Origin of the sequence: Chelatococcus sp. HY11 (assembly GCF_018398335.1) — a bacterium.
In the GTDB taxonomy this organism is placed as follows: Bacteria; Pseudomonadota; Alphaproteobacteria; order Rhizobiales; family Beijerinckiaceae; genus Chelatococcus.
Window position 1 is genome coordinate 1 of the sequence record NZ_JAHBRX010000001.1, and the last position, 26,209, is coordinate 26,209.

The 26,209-nt window shown below is 65.1% G+C and carries 25 protein-coding genes; 12 read left to right on the forward strand and 13 right to left on the reverse strand.

Translation table 11 applies throughout. The features are described from left to right. Nucleotides 1–303: 303 nt before the first annotated feature. Entirely contained in the window at nucleotides 304–735 is a 432-nt protein-coding gene (locus tag KIO74_RS00005; protein ID WP_213333847.1) for an NUDIX domain-containing protein, read from the forward strand. Here the strand turns inward: KIO74_RS00005 and KIO74_RS00010 are convergent. Further along, complete coding sequence (locus KIO74_RS00010; RefSeq protein ID WP_213329141.1) at nucleotides 727–1,734, reverse strand: glutathione S-transferase family protein; 1,008 nt, start codon at nucleotides 1,732–1,734, stop codon at nucleotides 727–729. The genes KIO74_RS00005 and KIO74_RS00010 overlap by 9 nt on opposite strands. A 371-nt stretch (nucleotides 1,735–2,105) precedes the next feature. Here KIO74_RS00010 and KIO74_RS00015 point away from each other — a divergent pair, with 371 nt between their 5' ends. Continuing rightward, nucleotides 2,106–2,609: a GNAT family N-acetyltransferase gene (locus tag KIO74_RS00015; RefSeq protein WP_213329143.1), complete on the forward strand. Its 504-nt coding sequence runs from the start codon at nucleotides 2,106–2,108 to the stop codon at nucleotides 2,607–2,609. Between the two features lie 54 nt (nucleotides 2,610–2,663). Here the strand turns inward: KIO74_RS00015 and KIO74_RS00020 are convergent, their stop codons facing one another. Genes KIO74_RS00020 through KIO74_RS00035 form a run of 4 tightly spaced genes read right to left on the reverse strand, consistent with a single transcriptional unit; the run spans nucleotide 2,664 to nucleotide 9,555 of the window. Continuing rightward, nucleotides 2,664–4,739 carry a hypothetical protein gene (locus tag KIO74_RS00020; protein WP_213329144.1) on the reverse strand — a complete coding sequence of 692 codons (2,076 nt, stop codon included), beginning with the start codon at nucleotides 4,737–4,739 and terminating at the stop codon, nucleotides 2,664–2,666. A 9-nt stretch (nucleotides 4,740–4,748) separates the two neighbouring features. Continuing rightward, nucleotides 4,749–7,574, reverse strand: a complete 2,826-nt coding sequence (locus KIO74_RS00025) for a DUF4159 domain-containing protein (RefSeq protein ID WP_213329146.1) — start codon at nucleotides 7,572–7,574, stop codon at nucleotides 4,749–4,751. Between the two features lie 3 nt (nucleotides 7,575–7,577). Further along, nucleotides 7,578–8,519: a DUF58 domain-containing protein gene (locus tag KIO74_RS00030; RefSeq protein ID WP_213329148.1), complete on the reverse strand. Its 942-nt coding sequence runs from the start codon at nucleotides 8,517–8,519 to the stop codon at nucleotides 7,578–7,580. 10 nt (nucleotides 8,520–8,529) lie between these two features. Continuing rightward, complete coding sequence (locus KIO74_RS00035) at nucleotides 8,530–9,555, reverse strand: AAA family ATPase (protein ID WP_213329150.1); 1,026 nt, start codon at nucleotides 9,553–9,555, stop codon at nucleotides 8,530–8,532. A 368-nt stretch (nucleotides 9,556–9,923) separates the two neighbouring features. On the opposite strand from KIO74_RS00035, the gene KIO74_RS00040 reads away from it, so the two are divergent. From KIO74_RS00040 to KIO74_RS00060, 5 genes are all read left to right on the forward strand, one after another. Beyond that, the gene (locus KIO74_RS00040) at nucleotides 9,924–10,574 is read left to right on the forward strand and encodes a DUF1285 domain-containing protein (RefSeq protein ID WP_213329152.1); all 651 of its coding nucleotides are present in this window, start codon (nucleotides 9,924–9,926) and stop codon (nucleotides 10,572–10,574) included. Then, a complete protein-coding gene (locus tag KIO74_RS00045) occupies nucleotides 10,567–11,205 on the forward strand; it encodes a CoA pyrophosphatase (RefSeq protein WP_213329155.1) in 639 nt (212 codons plus the stop codon). The genes KIO74_RS00040 and KIO74_RS00045 overlap by 8 nt, the downstream gene beginning before the upstream one ends. Next, a complete protein-coding gene (locus tag KIO74_RS00050) occupies nucleotides 11,202–11,459 on the forward strand; it encodes a DUF6111 family protein (protein WP_213329158.1) in 258 nt (85 codons plus the stop codon). Before KIO74_RS00045 ends, KIO74_RS00050 begins: the two co-directional genes overlap by 4 nt. Before the next feature lie 42 nt (nucleotides 11,460–11,501). After that, the gene (locus KIO74_RS00055; protein ID WP_213329160.1) at nucleotides 11,502–12,764 is read left to right on the forward strand and encodes a CCA tRNA nucleotidyltransferase; all 1,263 of its coding nucleotides are present in this window, start codon (nucleotides 11,502–11,504) and stop codon (nucleotides 12,762–12,764) included. 128 nt (nucleotides 12,765–12,892) lie between these two features. Continuing rightward, complete coding sequence (locus KIO74_RS00060) at nucleotides 12,893–13,159, forward strand: hypothetical protein (protein ID WP_213329163.1); 267 nt, start codon at nucleotides 12,893–12,895, stop codon at nucleotides 13,157–13,159. Between the two features lie 150 nt (nucleotides 13,160–13,309). Here KIO74_RS00060 and hemF read toward each other — a convergent pair whose 3' ends face one another. Beyond that, nucleotides 13,310–14,218: an oxygen-dependent coproporphyrinogen oxidase gene (gene hemF / locus KIO74_RS00065; RefSeq protein WP_213329165.1), complete on the reverse strand. Its 909-nt coding sequence runs from the start codon at nucleotides 14,216–14,218 to the stop codon at nucleotides 13,310–13,312. Between the two features lie 62 nt (nucleotides 14,219–14,280). Next, nucleotides 14,281–14,757 carry a tRNA (cytidine(34)-2'-O)-methyltransferase gene (locus KIO74_RS00070; RefSeq protein WP_249730813.1) on the reverse strand — a complete coding sequence of 159 codons (477 nt, stop codon included), beginning with the start codon at nucleotides 14,755–14,757 and terminating at the stop codon, nucleotides 14,281–14,283. A gap of 252 nt (nucleotides 14,758–15,009) precedes the next feature. Here KIO74_RS00070 and KIO74_RS00075 point away from each other — a divergent pair, with 252 nt between their 5' ends. The 5 genes from KIO74_RS00075 (at nucleotide 15,010) to KIO74_RS00095 (ending at nucleotide 21,085) form a co-directional block, all read left to right on the forward strand. Further along, on the forward strand, nucleotides 15,010–16,827 hold the full coding sequence (locus KIO74_RS00075) for an ABC transporter ATP-binding protein (protein WP_213333874.1): 1,818 nt from the start codon (nucleotides 15,010–15,012) through the stop codon (nucleotides 16,825–16,827). A gap of 490 nt (nucleotides 16,828–17,317) precedes the next feature. Next, nucleotides 17,318–17,878: a ubiquinol-cytochrome c reductase iron-sulfur subunit gene (petA, locus tag KIO74_RS00080; RefSeq protein ID WP_213329167.1), complete on the forward strand. Its 561-nt coding sequence runs from the start codon at nucleotides 17,318–17,320 to the stop codon at nucleotides 17,876–17,878. Nucleotides 17,879–17,920: 42 nt separating this feature from the next. Beyond that, nucleotides 17,921–19,210, forward strand: coding sequence for a cytochrome b (locus tag KIO74_RS00085; RefSeq protein ID WP_213329170.1), 1,290 nt, complete (start codon nucleotides 17,921–17,923; stop codon nucleotides 19,208–19,210). Nucleotides 19,211–19,337: 127 nt separating this feature from the next. Further along, the gene (locus tag KIO74_RS00090; RefSeq protein ID WP_213329172.1) at nucleotides 19,338–20,216 is read left to right on the forward strand and encodes a cytochrome c1; all 879 of its coding nucleotides are present in this window, start codon (nucleotides 19,338–19,340) and stop codon (nucleotides 20,214–20,216) included. Nucleotides 20,217–20,554: 338 nt separating this feature from the next. Next, complete coding sequence (locus KIO74_RS00095) at nucleotides 20,555–21,085, forward strand: adenine phosphoribosyltransferase (protein ID WP_213329175.1); 531 nt, start codon at nucleotides 20,555–20,557, stop codon at nucleotides 21,083–21,085. Between the two features lie 28 nt (nucleotides 21,086–21,113). On the opposite strand, the gene KIO74_RS00100 is transcribed toward KIO74_RS00095, so the two are convergent. The 6 genes from KIO74_RS00100 to pth form a co-directional block, all read right to left on the reverse strand. After that, a complete protein-coding gene (locus tag KIO74_RS00100; protein WP_213329177.1) occupies nucleotides 21,114–21,692 on the reverse strand; it encodes a hypothetical protein in 579 nt (192 codons plus the stop codon). Between the two features lie 128 nt (nucleotides 21,693–21,820). Beyond that, nucleotides 21,821–22,819 (reverse strand): MaoC/PaaZ C-terminal domain-containing protein, encoded by a 999-nt coding sequence (locus KIO74_RS00105; protein ID WP_213329179.1) that lies wholly within the window; start codon nucleotides 22,817–22,819, stop codon nucleotides 21,821–21,823. A gap of 109 nt (nucleotides 22,820–22,928) precedes the next feature. Further along, on the reverse strand, nucleotides 22,929–23,573 hold the full coding sequence (locus KIO74_RS00110; protein WP_213329182.1) for a hypothetical protein: 645 nt from the start codon (nucleotides 23,571–23,573) through the stop codon (nucleotides 22,929–22,931). 181 nt (nucleotides 23,574–23,754) lie between these two features. Next, nucleotides 23,755–24,432 (reverse strand): deoxyribonuclease V, encoded by a 678-nt coding sequence (gene nfi / locus KIO74_RS00115; protein WP_213329184.1) that lies wholly within the window; start codon nucleotides 24,430–24,432, stop codon nucleotides 23,755–23,757. A 15-nt stretch (nucleotides 24,433–24,447) separates the two neighbouring features. Beyond that, nucleotides 24,448–25,545: a redox-regulated ATPase YchF gene (gene ychF / locus KIO74_RS00120; protein ID WP_213329186.1), complete on the reverse strand. Its 1,098-nt coding sequence runs from the start codon at nucleotides 25,543–25,545 to the stop codon at nucleotides 24,448–24,450. A 5-nt stretch (nucleotides 25,546–25,550) separates the two neighbouring features. After that, entirely contained in the window at nucleotides 25,551–26,165 is a 615-nt protein-coding gene (gene pth / locus KIO74_RS00125) for an aminoacyl-tRNA hydrolase (protein ID WP_213329189.1), read from the reverse strand. Nucleotides 26,166–26,209: the final 44 nt, after the last annotated feature.

The following is a 26,209-nucleotide window of genomic DNA, read 5'->3' on the forward strand; positions in this document are numbered from 1 at the left end:
ATCAATTGCGGGGGGCCACAGTGAAACTTCGCTCGCTTGCTCCCAAGTGTGCCCAGGGAGACGGCGCGCGAGTGCTCAAGCCTCGTGTCCTTACAACGCGAGCGCGACGCTGAGAAGCCCCGGCCTGCCATGAAGCGAAGAGAGTGCCATGTGGCGCCGTCTCGCCGTTCTTCTCCGCGCCGGGCGCAGCCGCGCTGCGTGGATCTTCGCGGGATTAAGGGTTATCCCGCTAGCGTGTGTTCGTGATAGGGATCCCGTCCAGCCCCGGGGAAGTATGCCGTCTTGCGTTTGATCTATTATGTCATGCACCTGTATTGGCGCTTCACGCGCGGCCTGACGCTTGGCGTGCGCGCTGTCGTGCTGGATCCGGAGAACCGGGTTTTCCTGGTGCGACACAGCTATATAAAGGGCTGGCATCTGCCGGGCGGAGGGGTCGAGCCGGGAGAGACACTTGTCGAGGCGCTGAGGCGTGAGCTCGAGGAAGAGGGCAATATTCTCATGGTCGGCCGGCCGGCGCTGCATGGGATTTTCCTGAACGGTCGCGCACCCAATCGTGATCACGTGGCGATCTATCTGGTGCGCAGGTTCAGGCAGAGCGCGCCACGGAAAAGCGACGCCGAAATTCTCGAAACCGGCTTTTTTCCACTGGATGCCCTGCCGGAAGGCACGACCGAAGGCACACGCGCCCGGATCCTTGAAATCAAGGCCGGGCTGCCTGCCGCCGCCCTATGGTGAAGGGACGAAGCTGGCGATCGCCGGCAGACGATCCCTGTCGTGGGGACCGGTGAAGTCGAGCTCCGGTCCGACGGGGACAATGCGGGTCGGATTGATGGTGGTATGGCTACCATAGTAGTGGCGCTTGATATGGGCGAGGTCGACCGTCCCGGCCACACCCGGCACCTGATACAGCTCCTTGAGATAATTCGATAAATTGGGATAGTCGGCGATGCGGCGCAGGTTGCATTTGAAATGCCCGACATAGACCGCGTCGAAGCGCACGAGCGTCGTGAAGAGGCGCCAGTCCGCCTCGGTCAGCCGCGATCCCGCCAGATAGCGCTGGCGCGACAGCCGCTCCTCCACAGTGTCGAGGGCCTCGAACAGGGCGACAAAGGCTTCCTCATAGGCCTCCTGCGTGGTGGCGAACCCGGCGCGATAGACCCCGTTGTTGATGGCGCGATAGACGAAGGCGTTGGTCGCGTCGATCTCCGTGCTGAGCTCGGCCGGGTAGAAGTCGTAGGTGACATCTGTGAAGGCCGCGAAGGCGCTGTTGAACATGCGGATGATCTCGGCCGATTCGTTGCTCACGATCGTCCGCCGCTCGCTATCCCAGAGCACCGGGACCGTGACGCGGCCGGAATAGTCAGGCTTGGCCTTGGCATACAACTCGTAGAGATAGGCGGCGTGATTGATCGTGTCGGGCACGCTGCCGGGCCACGCGTCGAAGGTCCAGCCGTGCTCGGCCATGATCGGGGCGACGATGGAGAGGCCTATCAATCGGTCGAGCTTCTTGAGCTTGCGGACAATGAGCGTGCGATGCGCCCAGGGGCAGGCGAGCGAGACATAGAGGTGGTAGCGGCCCGGCTCTGCCTTGAAGCCACCGCCGCCTGACGGCCCGGCCTCGCCATCGGCGGTCACCCAGTTGCGGAAGGCCGAGTCCTGCCGCTCGAAACGGCCTGATGTCTTGGCCGTATCATACCAGCGGTCCTGCCATCGGCCATCAACCAGCATACCCATGCAGATACTCCCCTCAGAGCATTTCGGCGAAGCCGGTTCACCGGAAATGCTCCATCTCTTCAAATCTTAAGCCTTCCCGGATGCAAAACCGCTTCGCGCTTTTGCTGGAATGCTCGAGCCCACCATTCTTGCATCATATGGCGAGGTTCGTCATACGGCGTAGACGCGGGCGTCTCACCATGCTAGAGGCCGCGCGACTTCATGCGTTTCAGATCTTTCGGGATGTAACGGCCGTGAGCCAGGTGGGTGAACAGCGACGACGACAAGGCTGAGTGCCTGACGGCTCTCGCCGTGCGGACATGCGCGGCTGGCCACATGATCTGTCCCAAGCTGTTAGCCCCGTCCTTGACGGTTTCCCGAGAGACTTCGCCATGACCGATCTCAAACTCAACTTGCGCCGCGAACTGCCGGAAGACAGCCAAGCCGTCGAGAAGCTGCATGAACGTGCCTTCGGGCCCGGGCGCTTCGCGCGGACGGCCTTCCGGTTGCGCGAGGGCGTGCCGCCGGTCGCCAATCTGTCCTTCACGGCATCTGTCGGCACGCTGATCGTGGGTTCGGTGCGGCTCACCGAAGTGCGCGTCACGACCGGTGACAAGGTGCTCATGCTGGGGCCGCTGACGGTCGATCCGGCGTTTCACGACCGGGGTATCGGCGCGGCCCTCATGCGCTTGTCGCTCGATGCCGCGCGGGACGATGGCTATCGGCTAGTCATTCTGGTGGGAGACGAGCCTTACTACAGCCGCTTCGGCTTCAAGGTCGTGCCCTCCGGGCGGCTCAAGCTGCCGGGACCGGTCGACGACAGGCGCTTTCTTTACTGCCCGCTGGTGTCGGATGCGATCGACAGCACCGCGGGAATGGTGCTTCCGGCAGCCTGAACGCGCAGGCGGGGCAGGGAGCAGTTCCGCCCCGTCATCGTCACGGTGGTCGGCTTACGCTCTCCGCCTGCGTCGGCCCTCGACCAGCCAGGCGGCGAGGACGACGCCGGCGAGCAGGGCAAGCCCCGCGAAACCGAGGCCGAGAGGCACCACCGTCACGCCGCGGACGATCGCGCTGTCACTTGGCCTCAGGCCGATCCAATCTCCGCCTGAGAAACGCGAACCGCTCGACACCGTGAGCACGCGGGGAATGTCCATCCCGCCGCCGTTGGTCGCGATGCGCCGCACGCTGCCACCCAGCTCGCGGGTGATCGGCTCGAGCCGGGTGGTGTCGCTGAAGACATCGGCGAGTTCGCGCGGGTTCTCGGGCCCAACGCTGACAAAGGCGGTCAGGTCACCGCTCGTCAGCCGGTAAAGGCCAAGCTCGGTCACCGTCGCGCTCGATGTGAAAAGGCCGGGCGCGCCAGGCCGCATGACCAGCTCGCGCTCCTCGCCGCCCGGCGCGAAGAGGCGCACCGGCGGCGGTTGGTCGGCCATGGTCTGCCGCTCCACGCTGATGGTCGTGCCGCGGGCGCTCGCGCGCAACGCCTCTTCCTCCAGCTCCGGCTCCTTCATCATCCAGTGCGCGAGCCGGCGCAGGAGATCGACATGCGGACCGCCGTTCTCGAAGCCACGCGCCCACAGCCACACGTGGTCGGACAGGAGAAGCGCGACGCGGCCCTTCTGTTCGCGGTTGAGAACGAGAAGAGGCCGATCCTCAGCGCCCGCCATCACCACGGAGCCGCCGCGCACGTTGGAGCCGAGCAGGCGCAGCCACTCGCCCCAGCTGGGCGGCTCGCTGTCGCCGCCGGGCAATTCACGCGTCACCGGGTGGCGGCTTCCGGCCGCGGTCACATCGGCGCGGAAGGGACGCTCCACGATGCGGCCATCGGGTGTCGCGGGCAGCACGGAACCTAGAGAGGTGCGGGCGAGGCTGGCGGAACTCGCGAATTCCGGTCCCGCGGCGACGAGGAGCGCGCCGCCTTCCTGCACGAACTGCACGATATTGTCGTAGTACATCGACGGCAGCACGCTCTGGTTTGCGTAGCGGTCGAAGATGATGAGGTCGAAGTCCTTGATGCGCTGCTGGAAAAGCGCGCGCGTCGGGAAGGCGATCAGCGACAGCTCGTTGATCGGCGTGCCGTCCTGCTTCTCCGGCGGGCGCAGGATGGTGAAATGCACGAGGTCCACATTGGCGTCGGACTTCAGGAGGTTGCGCCAGGTGCGCTCGCCGGGATGAGGCTCGCCCGAGACGAGCAGCACACGGAGCTTGTCGCGCACGCCCTCGATGGTCACGACCTGGCGGTTGTTCGCAGTGGTGAGCTCGCCCGGCATGGCGTCCACCTCGACCTCGACGATATTCGGGCCGCCATGCTCGATACGGACGGGTATGGACAGGGGCGCGCCGGCGAGGATTTCCCGTGTCAGAAGCACCTGTCCATCACGGCGGACCGTGAGCTGCATGCGGCCGTCGCCGCCACGTTCGGAGGCCTGGACCCGCAGGATCTGGTCGCGGCCGACGATGCCGAAGCGGGGCGCCTCGATGAGCGCGACACGCCGGTCGCGTTCATCCGGCCGGCCCGTGATCAGGGCGTGCAGCGGGGCCCGGAAGCCCAACTGATCGGCATTGGCCGGGATGTCATGGACCACACCGTCGGTGACCATGATGGCCCCGGCGACCCGCTCCGCCGGCACGTCCGCGAGCGCGCGCCCGAGCGCGGTGAACAGGCGTGTGCCCTCGTCGCCCGCGCCATCCGGCACATCGACGATGCGGGTCTCGATATCCGGCAACTGGGCGAGCCGCTGTTCAAGAGCGCTCGCGGCGGCATCGGTCTGGGCGCGGCGGTCACCCAGCTGCTGCGAGCCGCTGCGGTCCACCACCACGACCGCGATATCCTTCGCCTTCTCCCGGTTTTCCTGGACGATCGCGGGATTGGCGAGGCCGGCCAGAAGCAGCGCAAGCGCCAGCGCACGGACGATCGCGACCGTTCCGCGGGCAAGTACGGCGACGACGACGGCCACAGCGACGAGGGCCGCCAAGCCGTAGATCACGACGAGCGGTACGAGCGGCGAGAAGCTCAGGCTCAGCATACGCGGCTCCTACTGCCCGAGCCGTTCGAGCAATGCGGGGACATGGACCTGGTCGGCCTTGTAGTTGCCGGTCAGCGCGTACATCACGATGTTGATGCCGCTGCGATAGGACATTTCCCGCTGGCGCGGATCAGGGCCGAGCACGGGATAAAGCGGCGATCCGTCGGAACCGACAGCCCAGGCGGCGGCGAGGTCGTTGCCGGTGATGACGATGGGCGATACGCCATCGCCGGCACGGGCGGGCCGACGTTCGCCATCGACCACCGGGGGCAGCGCCTCGACCCAGGTCGTCCCGCGGTCGTAGCGACCGGGGAAGGTCTCCAGCAGATAGAACGCCTTGGTCAGGACGTGATCCGGCGGTACCGGCTCAAGCTCGGGAATGTCGAGGCTCGACAGCATGCGGCGAAGCTGCTGCGTTTCCGGCGAGGTCTGGCCGTTGGCGCGCAAGGCGTCGCGCGTGTCGAAGATCACGGTGCCGCCATTCTTCATGAACGTATCGAGCCGGCGCAGGGCTGCATCTGGAGGCAGCGGGCGCCCCGCGACCACCGGCCAATAGATGAGCGGATAGAACGAGAGTTCGTCGCGGCTGGGATCGATGCCGATCGGCTCCGCCGGCTCGAAAGTCGTACGCGCCATCAGCGCGTCGGAGAGGCCGACGAGACCCGCGCGGCTTGTCGCATCCACCTGCTGGTCGCCGGTGATGACATAGGCGAGGCGGGTATGGAGCGCCGAGGCGATGTCCTCCTGCCGCAGCGGCGGATTGGATGAGGCGGCCGGCTTCGGCGGTATCTCAGCCGCTGTTGCTGGGGACATCAGCATGATCGCCGCCAGCGATGCCGCGACGGTGAGTGCTGCGATGGAGGCGGCGGCCGCGCCGCGCCGACGGCCGAAACGGCCGAGGTGGCCGCCCATCCAGGCGGCAATCAAGGTATCGAGGGCCAGCAGGATGAGCGCCGCCGTGATCAGGCTGCCGCGCAGATCGACGGCCTCGGGCTGGGCAATCGGTCTCACATCAGCGGCGAGCGGGGTGATGTCGAGCGGGGTGAGGCGGTCGGCGGAGGTGAGCACATTCACGGCTTGCAGACCCTCGTTGGGCCCATACAGGCCGGCGGGATGGTCGGGCGTGGCGCGTCCCGCGTAGCCGCGCGGGACGGGCTTGGCTGTGGCCGGCGGCGCGGAGAAGACGCCGAAACCATTGAGAATATGCCGGGGCGCCACTGTCTCGGTGCTTGCGGTCACACCGCTCTCGGTCGCGGGGGTGCCGGCGAGCTGGACGATCTTGCGCAGCATTTCGACGAAGAGACCCGACATCGGCAGGTTCGACCAGGAGGGGTCCGCCGTGACGTGGAACAAGACGATCTCGCCTTCGCCACGCCGTTCCGCGGTGACGATCGGCGTGCCATCGGACAAGGAGGCCCAGGTGCGCGCCGCCAGGTTTCCGTCCGGCTCGGCCAGGATCTGCCGCTGCACGGTGACATCGGTCGGGATCGCGAGATCGGCGAACGGGCTCTGCTGCCCGAAGGGCGCCAGGGACTTCGGGGTATCCCAGGAAAGGGACCCGCCGAGGCTGCGCCCGCCGCGCCTGAGCTTGACCGGCACGAGCGCGTCGTTGCCGGCGGCAAGGCGCGATCCCGCGAAGCGCACGAGCACGCCGCCGTCCTCGACATAACGCGTGAGGCGCTGGAGCGTTTCGGAATCAAGCACGCCGACGTCCGTCAGCACGATCATCGAAACCTGCTGCTCGATAAGCGCGCCGATGGCCTCGGCCACGCCGCCGCGCGGCTCGCGCAGTTCGGCAAAGGGTTGCAATGCGCGCGCCACGTAGTAGGTCGGCGCCAGCAGGGGCTGGGCGACGTCCGCGCTGACACCGGATACCAAGCCGATGCTGCGGCGCTTGCCGTCGTCACCGACGAGCGAGACGGCGCCCGCCGAGTTTTCATCGACGATCTCGACGCGGGTGATGGAATTGCGGATCTCGACGGGCAGCGTGAAGCGCGCATTCGCTTCCGTCGCGCCGGCGGGGAAGGTGAAGGGGGTCTCGCCGACAGGCAGGCCCTTGAGATCGACCGCGCGCAAGGTGCCGCGATCGCGGCCTTCCGCCGTCGGCCGAATGACGGTGACGTCGAAGCCCGCGCTGACATTCGCGGTCGCGGCGAGGCCGAAGGGCTGCGAGGCCTCGCGGCGGTAGACCGTGACGGGATGCGAGCCCTTGATGGCGGCGAGGCCCGTGACGAATTGGTCCTCCTCCACCCGGATGCCGCTCGTGACCCAGACGATTTCAGCCTCGGGCTGGGCGTTCAGGAAGACGCTGATGCTCGTCAGATGCTCATTGCGCCGGCTCGAGAAGGGGAGCGGCGTGATGGCGCGCAACCGCTCGGCGGCCTGGCCGGCCTCGCCCATGGTGACATCAGACGTCAGTGGGCCGCCCAGAGCGACAACCGCGACAGGCCGCTCGGCGCGCGAGGCCGTGGCGATGACCCCGGCGGCCAGATCGACCCGTTCCTGCCAATCCCCGGCTGCCGCGAAATCGTTGTCGATCAGTAGCAGCACGGGCCCACTGCCCGCCGTTGCTCCACCCGAAGGCGGGTTCCAAACCGGTCCGGCGGCGGCGAGAATGAGAAGCGCGGCGATCAGGAGCCGCAGCAGAAGCAGCCACCAGGGCGTGCGCGCCGGTGTCTCCTGCTTCGGCAGGATATCGGTGATCACCGCCAGTGGTGGAAAGGCGATGCGGCGCGGTTGCGGCGGGGTGACACGCAACATGAGCCATATCGCCGGCAGGGCGGCAAGGGCGGCAAGGACAAGGGGGGCGGTGAAGGCCAGCGGCAAGCCGAACATGGACTACCTCCCCACAGCCAGCGGCTGCAGCGCCGCGGCGCCACGGCTGGTCGCGATAAGGTTGAGGAGGCGCAGGACCACGCCGCTCGCCGGCTGATCGGTGTGATGGAGCGAAAGCGTCCAGCCGCGCGCGGCGAAGGCGGCCGTCACCTCTTCGCGATGCCGGGCAATGCGCTTGCGGTAATCCTCGCCCCAGGACGTCGCGTCACCGATCCTGAGATGCGTTCCATCCTCCGGGTTCTCAAGCTCAGCTTGCCCATGGAAGGGAAATGTCTCCTCGACAGGATCGATGATCATCACGCAATGGCCGCGCGCCCCGCGCGCCGCGATCGTCTCGACCGTCGTGCGCAGCCGGGCCGGTTCGACCAGGAAATCGCTGATCAGGATGGCCTCGTTGAGCGGGGGGAGGGCTTGCGGTGGGGGGAGGTCGGCCTTCAGGCCGGCTGTATCCGCGACAAGAGCCTCGGCGACAAGCTCCACGATGCGCCGGGAGGCCCGGGGCGGCATCGCGCCCATCAAGCCGATGCGCTCGCCGCCCTCGACCAGCGCATCCGCCAGCGCCAGCCCGATGACGAGCGCGCGCTCGATCTTCGAGGCGCTGGCGAGCGTCGAGGTGAACCCCATGGAAGCCGAGCGGTCCATCCACAGCCAGACGCTTTGCGCGGCTTCCCATTCCCTTTCACGGACATAGAGCCGGTCGTCGCGCGCCGAGCGCCGCCAGTCGATGCGCGCCATCGCCTCGCCCGAGGTGAAGGGGCGGAACTGCCAGAAGCTCTCCCCCGTTCCGGCCCGGCGCCTGCCGTGAATGCCATGAGCGACCGACGCAGAGACCCGGCGCGCCTCCAGCACGATTCGTGGCAGGCGCTCGGCCAGCGACATCGCGGCATCGGCCTCGCGCCGGCCGGGCGAACGTTGATCGAGCGGAAGAACCTGCACACGCGCCATTGCGGGAGTCCTACCCGAGCCGCGCCACGAGCCGTTTGACCAGCCCGGTCACGGTCTCGCCATCGGCTCGCGCGGCGAAGGTCAAGGCCATGCGGTGTTTCAGGACTGGCTCGGCAAGGGCGGCCACGTCGTCGAGAGAAGGCGCCAGCCGCCCGTCGACCAGGGCGCGGGCGCGGACCGCCAGAATGAGCGCCTGGCTGGCGCGCGGACCCGGTCCCCACGCCAGGAGATCGGTCACCTCGCTTGGGCCGTCACCGGGGCGCGCCGAGCGCACGAGGTCGAGGATCGCATCCACCACCTTGTCGCCGGCCGGCAGGCGACGCACCAGCCGCTGGATGTTGAGAAGGCCGTCGGCCGTCAGTGCCGCCGTGGGCTCCACGATTTCAGACGTCGTCGTTTCGAGGAGGATGCGCCGCTCCGCCGCCCGGTCGGGATAGCCGACGTCGATCTGCAGAAGGAAGCGGTCGAGCTGCGCCTCGGGCAGCGGATAGGTGCCTTCCTGCTCGATCGGGTTCTGGGTGGCGAGCACATGGAAGGGCCGGGGCAGGTCGTGCCGCTCGCCGGCGACGGTCACGTGGTGCTCCTGCATCGCCTGCAGGAGCGCGGACTGGGTGCGGGGGCTCGCGCGGTTGATCTCGTCGGCCATGAGGAGCTGCGCGAAGATCGGTCCGCGGACGAAGCGGAAGCTGCGCTTGTGGTCGATCGATTCGTCCAGGATCTCGCTGCCGAGGATGTCCGACGGCATCAGATCCGGCGTGAACTGCACGCGCTGGGCATCAAGCCCCAACACCGTGCCAAGCGCTTCGACCAGCTTCGTCTTCGCAAGGCCGGGCACACCGACGAGAAGGCCGTGGCCACCGGCGAGGATCGTCACGAGCGCGAGTTCGACCACATGTTCCTGGCCGAAAATCACAGACCCGATGGACGCCTTGGCCTTGCCGATGGTGTCGAGCGCCGTCTCGGCCGCCGCGACGACGGCCTGGTCTATGGTGGTGGGCGCCACGGCTGCGGCCTCAGAACGCGTCCCTGCCGTCATTCGTCTGTCTCCTTCGAAGCCCATCCGGATATTTGGCCCATCCGGATATCTGGGCCGAGAACGTCATTTCCATCAAGGGCGATGCAAGCACGATGCCGCGAGTGGCTAAACTTTCAATGCTTATCAGCCATGCGCCGTTCCTCTGTCCGCGCGCCCTGACACAACCTACATATAGACTGGCACGCATTGCCTTCGAATGTCGGCGCTTTCAGTCACTTGCACAGGTTGCTCCCTGAAAATCTGCCGGGCAAGCGGCGGGACGTCCGTGCGAGGCCGCACGCGTGCTTCACAGGTGACAGGGAATAGGCTGGCCGTAACAATACATGGGGAAAATGACCCGAGACTGCGGCCGAGTTGGGGCTGAACGCATGGATGGAACACAAGAAGACGTGAGGTCGCGTTTGTCGGCCCAGAGGCCTGGAGATCAGCCGCTCGCGGGTTTGAGCGCGGTCGCGCCGGGCCGGGGACCCGCGCCGGTCGATAAATGGAACCCGCCGTTCTGCGGGACGATCGACATGCGCATCGCGGCTGATGGCACCTGGTTCTACCAGGGCAGCCCGATTCGTCGTCCGGCGCTCGTGAAGCTGTTTGCCTCTGTCCTGCGTAAGGATCCGAATGGCTATGTCTTGGTCACGCCTGTCGAATGCGTAGGCATTACTGTCGAGGATGTGCCGTTTCTCGCGGTTGAAATGGCGCTCGATGGGGCTGGTGCGCTGCATTTCCGCACCAATGTCGACGATCTCGTCGTGGTGGATGGTGACCATCCGTTACGATTCGAAACCGACAGCGACGGCGGCCTCAGGCCCTATCTGCGCGTGCGCGGCGACCTTTGGGCACGGCTGACGCGCGCCCTCGTTCACGATCTCGTGGAACTGGCGGAGGATCGGGACGGCCTGTTCGGGGTGCCGTCCGGGGCGCTTTTCTTCCCCATTGCGGCGATGGATGCTCTTGATGCATCCGCCGAGACCGCCGACGCTTCCCAGGCTGGCGGCCGGTCCGGGGGAGCGCGCGATGACTGAGCATTTCGATCGCGTGACCTTCCAGGCGCTTGCCCGGGAACGCCTCTGGCCGACACCACCTTCCGCCTTGAACGCGGGCCGGGCCGGTGAAAACCTCCTGGGCCAGCCCGTCCCGCGCGAACGGTTGTCCGAGGCCCGCCCGGCGGCCGTTCTTGTTCCGGTCGTTGGCAGGGGCGGCGAAGTGACCGTCCTCCTGACGCAGCGGTCAGCCCATTTGCGCAGCCACGCCTCACAGATCGCCTTTCCTGGTGGCCGGGTCGATGCGGCGGATCCGACACCGCTTGCCACGGCGCTGCGGGAGACGGAAGAGGAGGTCGGTCTGGCGCGGCACTTCGTGGAGCCCCTCGGGTATCTTGATACTCTCCGTACGCCGAGCGGATTCAGCATCGTGCCGGTCGTCGGATGGGTCGAGCCCGGTTTCCACCTCGTGCGAAACCCGGACGAGGTCGATGACATCTTCGAGGTTCCGTTCAGTTTTCTGATGAACGCCGGCAATCACCAAAAGATGATGCGCGAGGGCCCAGGCGGGCCGCGAGAAATCTATGCGATGCCCTACGGCGAGCGTCATATCTGGGGGGTAACGGCGAAAATCATCCGCAACCTCTACGAAAAGCTCTATGAGGGGGTATGACCAGAGCATTGTTTGAAGGACTGGTGCTGTTTCTGGCGCCTTTCGCGCTCTTCGCGCTCTATCTCAGCGCGCGGCGGCGTAATCCATTCACCCGGCAGGCGTGGGACGGCCACGTCCACTGGCTTGTACTCGCGGGCCTCGTCGTGGTCATCGGATCGTTCGTCTACATAGGGCTGGTCGCCGAGCGCAGCACAGGCGCCTGGGTGCCTACTCAGATCAAGGACGGGGTGCTCGTTCCCGGGCATTTTGAATGAACGGCGCAGCGTGATCGATTCGCAGTGCCTGGAGCTTGCTTCATGCGAGAAAACGTCGGCACTTTTTCGCAGCCCGCTCTAGCCGCGCTTCTCGCGCGGCCCTCCCTGCAAATCCTGTTCGACGCACTCGCGATTTCCGGCGAGGACACGCGCGTCGTCGGTGGTGCGGTCCGCAACGCGCTGCTCGACCGGCCGATCAACGACATCGACTGCGCCACGACCATGACGCCTCGCGAGGTCGTCCGCCGTGCTGCCGCAGCCAGCTTGCGCACGATCCCGACCGGGCTCGAGCATGGCACCGTCACTGTTCTGGTCGGCGACGACAGCTATGAGGTGACGACGCTGCGCGAGGATGTGGCGACCGACGGACGCCGGGCGACGGTTTCCTTCAGCAAGAGTTTCGCGGCCGATGCGGCACGGCGGGATTTCACCATCAACGCTCTCTATCTCAGCCGCGACGGTCGCCTGCATGATCCGGTGGGTGGTCTAGCCGATATCACGGCGCGGCGCGTCCGTTTCATCGGCGACCCCGAAACGCGTATCCGCGAGGACTACCTCCGTATCCTCCGCTTCTTCCGCTTTCATGCGGACTATGCCGACGGGCCGCTCGATGCCGAAGGCCTGGCGGCGACCATCCGCCTGCGGGCCGGGCTCGATGGCCTCTCACGCGAGCGCGTGCGCGCGGAGTTTCTGAAGCTCCTCGTCGCGTTGCGCGCGGTTGAAACCATCGATGCCATGGCTGACGCGGGCTTGCTGCTGATGGTCATCGGTGGGGTCGGCGAGCGCGGGCGCCTGGCCCGGGCCGTGGCAGGGGAGGCGGCTCGCGCCAGTCCGGCCGACAGCGTGCTGCGTCTGGCGGCCCTTGCTGTCACCACGAGTGAGGATGCGTTGCGGCTGAAGCAGAGCCTGCGGCTTTCCAATGGCGAGTTCGAGCGGCTGGCGGCTTACGCACGCCTTCTGGAGACGCTACGAAGCGTGGTCGAGCCCCTCGACGCGCGCGCCGTCCGGCGTCTCGCGGTGACCGAGGGGCTCGGATCGCTCAGCGACGTGCTGGCGGTCGTGGCGGGCGAGCCGCGTCCGGAACTCACGGCTGACGCGCTGCCTCAGCTCGATGCCTATCGCGAGGGGCGTCCGGTTCCGGTCTTCCGCCTGTCCGGCCGGGACGCGCTCGCGCTCGGTGTCGAGAAGGGGCCGGAGGTCGGGCGTGCGCTCGAAAGGGCGAAGGCGCTGTGGCTCGATGCCGACTGCCCGGATGATCAGGACACGGCATGGGCGCTTCTTGCGCAAGCTGTCAAAGACCTGTGAGGCGAATCATCGCAACAATGCGGGAGTGACTCGGACAGAGTGACTCGCGCATAGCCTCGACCAGGGGTAGCATGACCCGGCGGGTGCCTCCCATTTGGGCTGCCGTCAGGCTGTAACCGGACATCGTCATGGCTCGTACCGTTCAGCGTCCTTCCGATCTCGCCCAGCGCCTTGCCGCGCGGCGTGATGTTGTCCAGCGACGTGAGCGCGATGCGACCAACTCGCCCTGGCGGCGGGAAACCTTCACGCTGCCGCGCGAGGCGGCGCGGGAGAAGGCACGCGAATGGTTCGAGCGCTTCCCGAAGGCCGCCTACATGACCGAGGTAGAAAACTGGCGAGAACTCGACGACGGGCAGATCGAATTCACCATCCGCTGTCTGCCCAGCGCGGATTGAGCCTTCCTGCCATCCCCGGATCCTCCTGGTCATCCCGGGCTCCGCCTCGCGGCCGCCCCGGGATGACACCTGGGGAACCGAGGGGCCCAAGCTTTGATCCCTCCCCGAGGGGAGGGATCGTCCCCACCCGCCCGGATAGCGAAACGGCGCTCAGGGCCAGCGTACGCTCGGCGGCATCGAGGACAGGATGGAATCCACGTTGCCGCCCGTCTTCAGGCCGAACAACGTGCCGCGATCGTAGAGTAGGTTGAATTCGACGTAGCGTCCCCGGCGAATGCATTGTTCCTCGCGGTCGGCGTCCGTCCAGGATTTCTCGACATTGTCGGTGACGATGCGCGGGTAGATCGCGTGAAAGGCCTCGCCGACGCTGCGGGTGAAGGCCATGTCGGCCGAGAAATCGCCGGACCAGTGGTGGTCGTAGAAGATGCCGCCGATGCCACGCGGCTCCTTGCGGTGCGGCAGGTAGAAATATTCGTCGCACCAATCCTTGTAGCGCTGATAGGGGGCGATGGCCGCATGGGCGTCGCAGGCTTCGCGCATGGCCCGGTGAAAGGCGATGGCGTCGGGGTCCTCCTGAAGGCGACGGCGATCGAGGACCGGCGTCAAGTCCGCCCCACCGCCAAACCAGGACTTCGAGGTGGCGACGAGGCGCGTGTTCATGTGCACGGTCGGCACATTCGGATTCCAGGGGTGTGCGATCAGCGAGATGCCGGTGGCGAAGAAGCGCGGGTCCGCGTCCGTGCCCGGGATCTGGCTGCGGAACTCCGGCGCGAATTCGCCGTGTACCGTCGAGCAGTGCACGCTGACTTTCTCGAAGACGCGCCCGCGCATCACGGCCATGGTGCCGCCGCCTCCGGCGGCACCCGTGTGGTCACGACGCTGCCAGGGCGTGCGCTCGAAGCGCCCGGGCTCCGTCGCCTCCGGGAAGAACGGGCCGGCCGCGGCGTCCTCAAGGGTCTCGAAGCTGGCGCAGATGCGGTCGCGCAGTGCCTCGAACCATTTGCGCGCCTCGTCGCGCTGGGCGTCTGTGGCGATGATGTCGGTGACGGCGGAACCCATGGCAGCTCCTTCGGGCGGTTCTAGGCGTATCTTTCTCATCGGGCGGCTGGCTGAAAGGATCGCTACGCGCCTGGCCAGCCGTCCGTTTGCCGCAATGCCTCGCCGACTATCATGGCGCCCGCGACGGCGACATTGAGCGAGCGCAAATCGGCGACCATAGGCACGAGAATGCGGGCATCCGCCGCAGCGTGCACCGTGTCAGGCACCCCGGCCGATTCGCGGCCGAGCAGGATGATGTCGCCCGGCGCGAAGGCGAAGCGCGTATAGGGCGTCGCACCCTGCGTCGTCGCCAGCACGAGCCGGCGTTTCGCCCCGCGCCGCCAGTCGTCGAAGGCGGTCCATGACACGTGACGCTCAATCGTCACACGATCGAGATAGTCCATGCCCGCCCGCCGGAAGGCGCGATCGCTCACGGGGAAGCCGGCCGGCTCGATGATGTGGGCCTCCACGGCGAGGCAGGCGCAGAGCCTGAGTAGTGTCCCCGTGTTCTGGGGAATGTCGGGCTGATAGAGGGCGAGGGCGATGGGGGCATGCTGCATCGTGAGGGCCTGCGCGCTTCCCGGCTCCGCGTCAAGCCGTCTTCCGAGGCCGGTTGAGCCCGCGATGCCCGGTCGCGTCTGCGTCTGCCGCGCATCACGGTTGCGCCTCTTTTCTGGGCGAATCGCTACGGGCGTGTATCCTGTCCGGCTTTTTGAGACGCCACTGAGGGTTATGCCGTGCTGCAGCGCTGGTTGCAAAGATGCCTGACATGGTGCGAGCAGCGCGTCGACGTGTTCGCTCCCTTCGACGATATGCGCATGCCGCCGGAGAGCTTCTTCGGCTTCGCCTGGTATTATCTCAAGCCGGTGCGCTTCTGGCTGGTGCTCATCCTGTTGAGTTCGCTGGTCATCTCGATTGTCGATTCGTCATTGCTTCTGATCGTCGGCTGGCTGGTCGATCGGCTCGCTGGCTCGACGCCCGCCGCGTTTTTCACGGACTACGGTGTGATCATCATTGGTGGCGGTATCGCCATCCTGGTGTTGCGGCCGCTGTTCACAGCCATCAACGAAATGCTCGTCGATCAGGTTGTCGTGCCGCAGCTGACCAATATGATCCGCTGGCGGGCGCATCTCTACACGATCAATCATTCGCTCGCCTATTTCCAGGGGGACTTCGCGGGCCGGCTCGCCAACCGCATCGTCCAGGTCGGACCGGCGCTGCGCGAAATCGCCACCGGGCTTGTGGATAACCTGTGGTTCGTGGCCGTCTATGCGGTCACCGCGATCACGGTGTTCGGGCAGATCGGCATCCTGCTTGCCGTGCCGGTCGTCGCCTGGGTCGTTCTCTATATCGCGCTGCTCATCTACTTCGTACCGCGTGCCCAGCAGCGTTCCCAGGCGGTGGCCGACAGGCGCTCCTATCTCGTCGGCCGCGTCGTCGATACCTACACGAACATATTGACCGTCAAGCTGTTCGCGCGCGTCGCCGAAGAGCGCTCGGCAGTGCGTGAGGCGATCGCCGACCACACCACGACGATGCTGACGCAGATGCGGCTGATGACCGGTGTCAGCGTCACCCTCTCTGCGCTGAATACATTGCTGTTCGTGGTGTCGACGAGCGCCGCCATCTATCTGTGGTCGCTCGGCCAGATGAGTCCGGGCGCGATCGCCGCGTCGCTGGCTCTGGTCCTGCGCATCATCACCATGTCGGGCTGGGTCATGCAGGTCGTGCGGAGCCTGTTCGACAATGTCGGGACCGTGCAGGAGAGCATGGAGACCATCGTGCGGCCGCACGGCGTCGTCGATGCGCCCGACGCCAAGCCACTCGTGGTCAACGGGGGCGAAATCCGCTTCGAGAACGTGCGCTTCCACTATGGCCGCACTTCCGGTGTGGTCGAAAATCTCAATCTTGTGGTTAAGCCTGGGGAAAAGGTCGGGCTGGTCGGGCCGAGCGGCGCGGGCAAGTCCACCCTCGTCAGCCTTCTCCTGCGGCTCTATGACCTCGAGGGGGGGCGCATCCTCATCGACGGCCAGGATATCGCCCAGACGACGCAGGATTCATTGCGCCAGCAGATCGCAGTCGTCAGTCAGGACACATCCCTCCTGCATCGCTCCATCCGGGACAATATCCGCTACGGGAAGCCGGACGCGCCGGAAGAGGCCGTTCGCCGGGCCGCGCAATTGGCCGACGCGGAGACCTTCATCGCCGGCCTTGAAGACCATCGTGGCCGCCGTGGCTTCGATTCGCATGTGGGCGAGCGCGGTGTGAAGCTCTCCGGCGGACAGCGCCAACGCATCGCGATTGCCCGTGTGCTTCTCAAGAACGCGCCGATCCTGGTGCTCGACGAAGCGACATCGGCGCTTGATTCGGAGGCCGAAGCCGCGATCCAGAGCCAGCTGGCGCATCTGATGGATGGCAAGACCGTCATCGCGATCGCCCATCGCCTGTCGACAATCGCCGCCCTCGACCGGCTTGTCGTCATGGACCGTGGCGCGATCGTCGAGCATGGGACCCATGACGAACTGATCGCGAGGGGCGGTCTTTACGCCAGGCTGTGGCACCGGCAATCCGGCGGGTTCCTTGCGCCCGACGGCGGCGCGGCCGCGCTGGAGAGCGAAGCCGCGGTCTGACGCTCAGCGGTTCAGGTTGCGGGGCGGCGGGGGGCGGCGTCCCGGGGGTAGCTCGATCCGCGCTCGGGAGCTGCGTGCGACGGAATTGCGCAGCCGGGTGTGGCAAAAAGCGCCGCTCGCGCAAAGACCTCCAAGGGATAGCTGCGCACGGCTTTCTTTCCCTCGCCAGGCGGTGGAAATCGGCCGTGCGCGCCGTTGGCGCCTGGAATGTCGATACCCCCCAAGCCTATGGACATGCTTCTAGAACCATGCCAAAGAGCCGCCACATGGTGAGGGTGATGGCGACTCCCGGTCGCATTGCGGCCATCGTCACGCCGTGGTTGTTGCTATGTCGGCAGCAGTGCTGCTTGCGGGAGGTTTCGTGCGGGATGGCGAGTGCAGGGTTTAAGGCCCTCATTGTGTCCCGCCGGGCCGACGTGGGTGTTGCTGGCGTTGGAGAGAATGGATCCGGCGCGAGTGGAACCGGACTATCGAGGACTGGGGAGCCGTTGTGGCTGAGATAACAAGTTCTGAGCCGACCAGGCGGGATTTTCTCTACATCGCGACGGGTGCCGTTGGTGCCGTTGGTTTGGGGAGTGTCGTCTGGCCTTTCATCAGCCAGATGAACCCCGATGCCTCCACGCTGGCGCTCAGCACGGTGGAAGTCGATGTCGGCCAGGTGGCCGAAGGGCAGAGCATCACCGTCAAGTGGCGCGGCAAGCCGGTTTTCGTCCGTCACCGCACGGCCAAGGAAATCGAGGAAGCCAAGGCCGTTCCCCTCGGCCAGTTGGTTGATCAGAACGCCCGCAACGCCAATCTGGGTGCCGACGCGTCCGCCACCGATGCCAACCGCGCCGCGGCGGGCAAGGAAGCTTGGCTCGTCATGATCGGCATCTGCACCCATCTCGGCTGTGTGCCGCTCGGCCAACAGGGGAACTATGACGGCTGGTTCTGCCCCTGCCATGGCTCGCATTATGATTCCGCTGGCCGTATCCGTCAGGGGCCTGCGCCGGAGAACATGCATATTCCGGTCTATTCCTTCATTTCCGATACGACCTTGCGCATCGGTTGATGGCCGCAGCAGCGTGAAGCCGGGGAGCTACCTGAGAAAGCCATGAGCAGCGGACATTCGACCTACGTTCCGAAAAGCGCCTTCATGAAGTGGTTCGAGAGCCGCCTTCCGTTGGGCGGTCTCATCCATTCGTCGTTCATCGCTTTTCCGGTTCCGCGCAACCTGAACTATCTGTGGACCTTCGGCGGCATCCTGTCGTTCATGCTGGTCGCGCAGATCGTCACGGGCGTCGTGCTGGTGATGCACTATACCCCGCACGTGACGCTCGCCTTCACGTCCGTCGAGCATATCATGCGTGACGTGAACTACGGCTGGCTCATCCGCTACCTGCATTCCAACGGCGCGTCGATGTTCTTCATCGCCGTCTACATCCACATGTTCCGTGGCATGTATTACGGCTCCTACAAGGCGCCGCGCGAAGTGCTTTGGATTCTCGGCGTCATCATCTTCCTCCTGATGATGGCCACCGCCTTCATGGGCTACGTGCTGCCGTGGGGCCAGATGAGCTTCTGGGGCGCTACCGTCATCACCAATCTTTTCTCGGCGCTGCCCTTCGTCGGCGAGCCGATCGTGACGTGGCTGTGGGGCGGCTTCTCGGTGGACAACCCGACGCTGAACCGCTTCTTCTCGCTGCATTACCTGCTGCCGTTCATGATCGCCGGCGTCGTCGTGCTGCATATCTGGGCGCTGCACCATGTCGGCCAGAACAATCCGACCGGCGTCGAGATCAAGGACATCAAGAAGGACACGCTGCCCTTCACGCCCTATGCGACCATCAAGGACGCCTTCGGCATCGTCTGCTTCATGCTGTTCTTCGCCTGGTTCGTATTCTACCAGCCGAACTATCTCGGGCACGCCGACAACTACATTCCGGCCAACCCGCTCGTGACGCCCGCTCATATCGTTCCGGAATGGTACTTCCTGCCCTTCTACGCGATCCTGCGCGCGATCCCGGACAAGCTCGGAGGCGTGCTTGCGATGTTCGGCGCCATAGCCGTGCTCGCCTTCCTGCCATGGCTTGATACATCCAAGGTGCGCTCGGCCGTCTATCGCCCTATCTACCGGCAGCTGTTCTGGGTGCTGGCGCTGGTGTCGGTCGGCCTCGGTTATCTCGGGGCGATGCCGCCCGAAGGCGGTTACGTCATCGCCTCTCGCCTGCTGACGGCTTATTACTTCATCCACTTCCTGGTTCTTCTGCCGCTGCTCGGCCTTATCGAGAAGCCAAAGGCGCTGCCGAATTCCATTGCGGATGCCGTGCTTGCCAAGCATGCCGGCGCCGGTGGAGCGATGGTCGCGCAGGGTGCGGCCTCCGCGCCGAACACGAAGGGATGACGGCTCGTCCCATGACGGGCTCGCGACCGCCCCGCAATCGCCGGCACAGGCGGTTGTGGGACGGGGCGGACAGAATGATGGTTCAGATGGGCCGGCCAATGGCCATCGCCGAGGGATTTTGAGGGATATGTCGAAGCCTGGTCTTCTCATCGCCGGTGTGGTGGCCGCAATGGTCGCGTTTGCCGGTGCGGCATCGCTCCCGGCCGTGGCTGCGGAGGGAGCGCCCAAGCCTCCTCGCGAATCATGGAGCTTCTCCGGACCCTTCGGCACGTTCGACCGGGCTCAGCTCCAGCGCGGCTTCAAGGTCTATCGCGAGGTCTGCGCGGCTTGCCACGGGCTGAGCCTCGTCGCTTTCCGCAACCTCGCCGAGCCCGGCGGCCCTCAGTTCAGCGAGGCGCAGGTCAAGGCGCTCGCGGCCGAGTACCAGATCCACGACGGTCCGAACGACGCGGGTGACATGTTCGACCGCCCTGGCCGGCCGGCGGATCGCTTCCCGCTGCCTTTCCCCAATGAGCAGGCCGCGCGTGCTTCGAATGGCGGCGCGTTCCCTCCGGACTTTTCCCTTCTGGCCAAGGCCCGCACCTATGAGCGCGGCTTTCCCTGGTTCCTGATCGACGTTGTCACGCAGTTTCAGGAGCAGGGGCCTGACTACATCCACGCTATCCTGAACGGCTACGTTGCTCCACCCGCGGGGTTCGACCTTCAGCCAGGGCAGCACTACAACGAATTTTTTCCAGGCCACCGCATCGCGATGGCAAAGCCGATCAACGACGGCCAAGTGGAATATCCTAAGCTGCCGAACGGCCAGCCGCAGGTGCCCGAGACGGTTGAGCAATACAGCCATGACGTCGCGGCCTTCATGATGTGGGCGGCCGAACCTCATCTCGAGGCCCGCAAGCAGATGGGCTTCAAGGTCATGGTGTTCCTGATCGTGTTCGCCGGTCTGCTTTACTTCACCAAGAAGAAGATCTGGGCCAAGGCTCATGATGAGGAAGCGAAGGCCTGAGGTCCAGGCGAGGCGGCTGCGTCCCCGCCGGCTTCCATCCGAGATCGTTTCCAGCGTGACGTCGTTTCCTGGCCGTCCCGAGGTTTCCTCCGGGCGGCCATGCCTTTTTGCGGGATGGTCCGCTCGATGCCGCGGGGCGGTGCGCCGTCCATTGGCCCGGCTGTTCCGCGTGGCTTGATGCGACGGCCATGTGAGGGCGATGCGGCGGGCTTGGGAAACCCCCCATATTGACCTCCGAAGTTGACCGTCTAAGTGACTTGCACTCAGGTGGTGTCTGGTCGAATCTGGAACGGATGCGCGCGTGCTGCGTGAGGGAGCGGTGAAGGACCGAACGGCTGATGACAGACCTGAAAGCGGCGATACGCAGCATTCCCGACTATCCCAAGCCAGGGGTGATGTTTCGCGATATCACGACTCTCCTGGGTGACGCGCGCGCCTTTCGCCGGGCGGTGGATGAGATGGTGCAGCCGTGGCCCGGCTCCAAGATCGACAAGATCGCCGGCATCGAGGCGCGGGGGTTCATTCTCGGCGGCGCGGTGGCGCACCAGCTCTCGGCCGGTTTCGTGCCGATCCGCAAGAAGGGCAAGCTGCCGCATGAGACGGTACGCGTCGCCTATTCGCTGGAATACGGCATCGATGAAATGGAGATGCACCGCGACGCCATCACGCCAGGCGATCGGGTGATCCTCGTCGATGATCTCATCGCCACCGGCGGGACAGCGACCGGGGCGGTCAAGCTGCTCAACAACATGGGTGCTGAAGTCGTCGCGGCTGTTTTCGTCATCGATCTTCCCGAGCTCGGCGGGGCGGCGCGGCTGCGCAATCTCGGCATCACGGTGCGAACTCTGATGAGTTTCGACGGCCATTGAGGCCGCGGACCGGCGATGGGCGTCGATGTCATGCAGCGTTTGCCTTGCGGGCGCGCTCTTGGGCGTAACGCGGGAAGAACCATCTGTCCGCCTCCGGCGTCGTGATGGTGCCCCGCAGTATGGCGGCCGGCCGGGGCCCAGGATGTTCTTCGAAGACGTGCCCGCTCATGGTTTGGTTCTGGTAAGCCGTGAGCCAGCCGAAGCCGACCCGAAGCGTGTTGAGTTCCATCGCAATGTTCATGAGATACCGTTCGGGGTCGCGAAAGTGACTTGCGATGGCGACGAGACCCACTTCCCGCAGCGCCCAGCCGTGGAGTTCACGGGCAATCTGGGCATAGGCGGACTGGGTCGTCATCATGCCGCGGCCGTTCATGACGATGATGAGCTTGCAACCGCGATCGAACTCCCGCAGGGCCGGCTGGCGATGGCTTAGCGGTGTATAGATGAGGTCCGTTCCACGCGCTTGCGAGGGAGGCCAGAGCTGGCCGTGTGGCGCGAAGCAACGCGCTTTGTCGAGACTGTAGCGCTTGCGTAGTCCATCCGCGATGTGGCGTATATCGTCATCAAGGACGCTGAGGTTAATTAGAAAATACCTGTCCCATCTCATGGCTTGCTCGCTGGGCTTGTACTCGTGGCATACACCTAACGTGTGAACCACGAGGACAGCGACGCAACGCCCGCGTGCAGAGGATCGAACCAAGCACGGAACAGAAAGTCTTCCGGTCAGCTATGGTATTAGGGCCTCTTTTCCCAGAACACCGCGCCGTCGAAGGCGAATACGCAGTCGCCATGCTGGTTATGGGCCGTGTTGTGGTGTGAGACGATACCCCACTGCGGCCGCGAGGCTGACAGCCGTTTGTCACTGATGCGCGAGCGATAGGTAAGGGTGTCGCCCGCAAACACGGGCTTGATCCATTTGATATCCTTGACGCCAGGGGATGGGCCGAGGCGCGCGGCGCGACCGTCGCGCGCTATCGCCGTCTGAATGAGGAGGTTGCGGCGTTCCACCATCTTCTTCATCCACACGGATCCGGTGTGCCAGCCGGACGCGCAGAGGCTGCCAAAGAAGCTGCCGCGGGCAGCAACCGGATCGGTGTGAAAGGTCTGGGGATCGTAAGCCTGTGCGAAGGCGATGATATCCGCCTCCTCGAATGTATGCGTGCCGAGGACCTGCGTGTCGCCCACTACGAGATCATCGAAATAGAGCTGTTGATCCATGCTGGCTTCGCCAGCCAGTGTGGCTGCGGCGGCGGCGGGCACCACGCGCGGGATCGGCGCGGGCCGCTCCTCCCGGGGGGGCGCGTGTGTGCCGAACATTACCCAATTCAGCTGGCGCATCAGCAGTGTACCGGACTGGTTCGAGGTCTCGATCGCAAATTCGACCAAGCCCATCTCCGGCCGGCTGCGCGACTCGCGCTTGTCGAGGGTCTCGATTGTGACGTGGAGCCGGTCGCCGGGGCGTAGCGGCGCGCGCCACTCCACCTTGTCGATACCGGGGGCGCCAAACGCCCGCGAACGCGTCAGGAAGCAGTCGGCGATGGCCCGCATGGTCAGGCAGCAGGTGTGCCAGCCGGAGCCTATGTGCTCATTGTAAAATCCGCCGCCCTCGCCCAGGTGCATCGGCTGCGGGTCGTATTCTCTCGCATAGGCAAGGATGTCATCGGTGGTGACGGGAGGCAGACTGTGGTGCCTGCGCTCGCCGACCACGAAGTCCTCAAAATGCAGCTGCGACATGTGCGTCCTTCGGTAAGAATGGCTGCCCCATCCATTCAGACCCTAGCTCATGGCTTGGGCAGGGAAAAGTTGACGCAGGCATGCGGTCACCGAAGGGCTGGGGGCTACTTCAGGTCAGCCGTCGGCGAAGATTGCAAAGCTGTGGCGAAACGCTCGAAAAACGGCGCGTGCCCGGCAGAACCACATCGATGTTGCCTTTCACGAGGCGAATACGATTTTGATCTGCGGATTTATAACCATGCTCATCGTGCAAATATCTGTCCTCATCGGTATCAAGGCGCGTGTGCCAAGGGCTCCCGGAGTAAGACAAGGGCAGCAGGGCGATCTCCCGATATCCTAGGAGCCATCCGTGATCGATACCCCGCATAGCGATGTCCTTGGACAATATGTCCAGAAACTGATCCTTTCCGGTCAGGCATGCCTTGAAGGAAATCAGTCCCACTTCCTTGAGGCCAGCGTTGACGAGCGTACGGGCCAAGGTCGCCATATCCATGCTGTGCAGGCCGTATTCGCTTCCATGTGATACGATCATGAGCTTGGATGTGCGATCGACAGGCGTGAGCGCGGTTGGCGAGAGAGGGAGGGCGTTGAACGTGGTTCCCGCGAAGCCCGCGAATATATCGCCACTGTCGCGCCTGTCATAGAAACTTCTATTTGATGGTATGTTGTATCTAGCTTGAATTTTTTTGGCATATATATCTATGATAGTATCTCTTGGCTGAATATTTATTATGAAATATTTATCCCACTTCATTATAAATTCCGATATATTTATGTATCAAAAATATAAACGTTTAACGGGCCTGCTTCCTGATCGCAACGCATTGCGCGGATTTCGTGAGCCGACGTGCGCATCGGCGCGGCGGTTGTGGGCCGCGGCTCGCAGCCCATCCACCCTGGACAATGAATGGCGTGGAAGTCCGCAGCCGCGCGGCTCACCTGTCCTGCGCGGCAACAGCCCCCGCCGCCTTGTGGGCCGCGCGTATGGGCTCGGGCAGGCGGAATTTCGGTGTGGTCCTGAGGACGAGTTCCACGGCCGAGGGTAGGTCACAGAGATGTCCTGGCGAGATGAAGACCGGATTGGTGCCCGCGCGCGTCCGCAAGGCGATGCCAATCGTTTCGCCACGGTCGATCAGCGGGGCGGCATCGCCCTTGTCGGGGCCGACCTCCGCATGTCGGCCGCATAGTCGTGTCTTGCCGCAGCCGATGGTGGGCAGGCCGAGCCACAGGCCCATGTGGCTCGCGATGCCGAGCCGGCGGGGATGGGCGATGCCCATGCCGTCGAAGATGAAGACGTCGGGCCTGTGCTGCAGTTTGCCGAAGGCTGCCTCCAGCACCGGCCCTTCACGGAAGCTGAGCAGGCCGGGAATATAGGGCAGTGGTGTCGGCGCCGCGGCGAGGACCGTCTCGACGACTGTGAGTTCGGGGAAGCGCAGGACGACCACCGCCGCCTGGGAGACATTCTCGCGGACGCTGACATCGACGCCCGCCACCAGTCTGACGGCATCGACATCCAGCGGCTGGTCGGCGATCACCTCGCGGCGCATGCGTTGCTGCAGGGCGATCGCCTCGCTGGGTGTCAGTGACCAGTCGTGGCGGTGCGTGAGCTGCATGGTCGCCAGCGGACCCTAGTTGGCGAAGCGGAAATGCAGGACGTCGCCGTCGGCGACGACATAGTCCTTGCCTTCCAGGCGGAACTTGCCGGCCTCGCGCGCGCCGGCCTCGCCCTTGCAGGTGATGTAATCATCATAGGCGATGGTCTCGGCGCGGATATAGCCTTTCTCGAAGTCGCTATGGATGACACCGGCGGCCTGCGGCCCCTTGGTGCCTTGCTCGATCGTCCAGGCGCGCGCTTCCTTCGGCCCCACGGTGAAATAGGTGACGAGGTTGAGCAGGGCGTAGCCGGCGCGGATGACGCGGTTGAGGCCCGGCTCCTCGAGGCCGACGGCTTCGAGATAATCCTTCTGGTCGGCCTCCGGCAGAACGGCGATCTCGCTCTCGATCTTGGCCGAGACGACGACGGCGACGGCGCCTTCCTCGGCGGCGCGCGCCTTGACCTCGGCGGAGAAGCTATTGCCCGTGTCGGCGCTCGCTTCCTCGACATTGCACACGTAGAGCACCGGCTTCGAGGAGAGAAGGCCGAGCATCTCGAAGGCCTTGCGCTCGTTGTCGGCGACCTGCACCAGCCGCGCCGGCTTGCCGTCGCGCAGCAGCACGAGGCAGCGGTTCATCAGGTCCACCTGCTCCTTGGCGTCCTTGTCGCCGGACTTGGCCTTCTTCTCGAGCGGCACGACGCGCTTCTCGAGGCTTTCGAGGTCAGCGAGCATCAGCTCGGTCTCGATGGTCTCGATGTCGTTGATCGGCGCGATCTTGCCTTCCACATGGGTGATGTCGCTGTCCTCGAAGCAGCGCACCACATGGGCGATGGCGTCGCATTCGCGGATGTTCGCGAGAAACTGGTTGCCGAGACCTTCGCCCCGCGAGGCCCCGCGGACCAGCCCGGCTATATCGACGAAGGTCAGGCGCGTCGGGATGATCTCCTTCGAGCCGGCGATGGCGGCCAGCTTGTCGAGACGGGCGTCCGGCACGGCCACGTCACCCACGTTCGGCTCGATGGTGCAGAAGGGATAGTTCGCCGCCTGCGCGGCCGCCGTCTGCGTCAGCGCGTTGAAGAGCGTGGACTTGCCGACATTGGGAAGGCCGACGATGCCGCATTTGAAACCCATAGTGCCTACTCCTTCGCGGCGCGCTCGCCCACGCGTTTCACATCTCCCCAGCCGCGGGCATCCATGGCGAGGTGAACCTTGTTCTGAAAGCTAGGATCCTCGCCCTTGGCGAGATGGCCCGCATTATCGGCCATGATCCGTGTGAGGTCCTCCACCCACGCCATCTCGTCGCGACCGAAGTCGCTGAGCACGTAGGGAAGCACAAGTTCCTTGCCGGGATGGCCGATGCCGAGCCGCGCGCGGCGATAGTCATTGCCGACATGCGCGGTGATCGAGCGAAGACCGTTGTGGCCTGCGTTGCCGCCGCCGGTCTTCATGCGCAGCTTTGCGGGCGCCAGATCCAGCTCGTCGTGGAACACCACGATCTTGTCGAGGGGAATTTTCAGGAAGCGCGAGGCCTCGCCGACGGCTCTCCCGGATTCGTTCATAAAGGTCTGCGGCTCCATCAGGAGCACACGCTGGCCCGCAATTTCAGCTTCCGCGACGCGGCTAGCGAACCGCTGCCGCCAAGGCCCGGCCTTGTGCACATAGGCGATCATCTCGATCGCGAGAAAGCCGACATTGTGCCGGTTGAGCCGATAGCGGTCCCCGGGATTGCCGAGCCCGACGAAGAGGAGCATGGCGACAGGTCTCGGTTGGGCGATACGGCCTTGGAGGCCAAGCC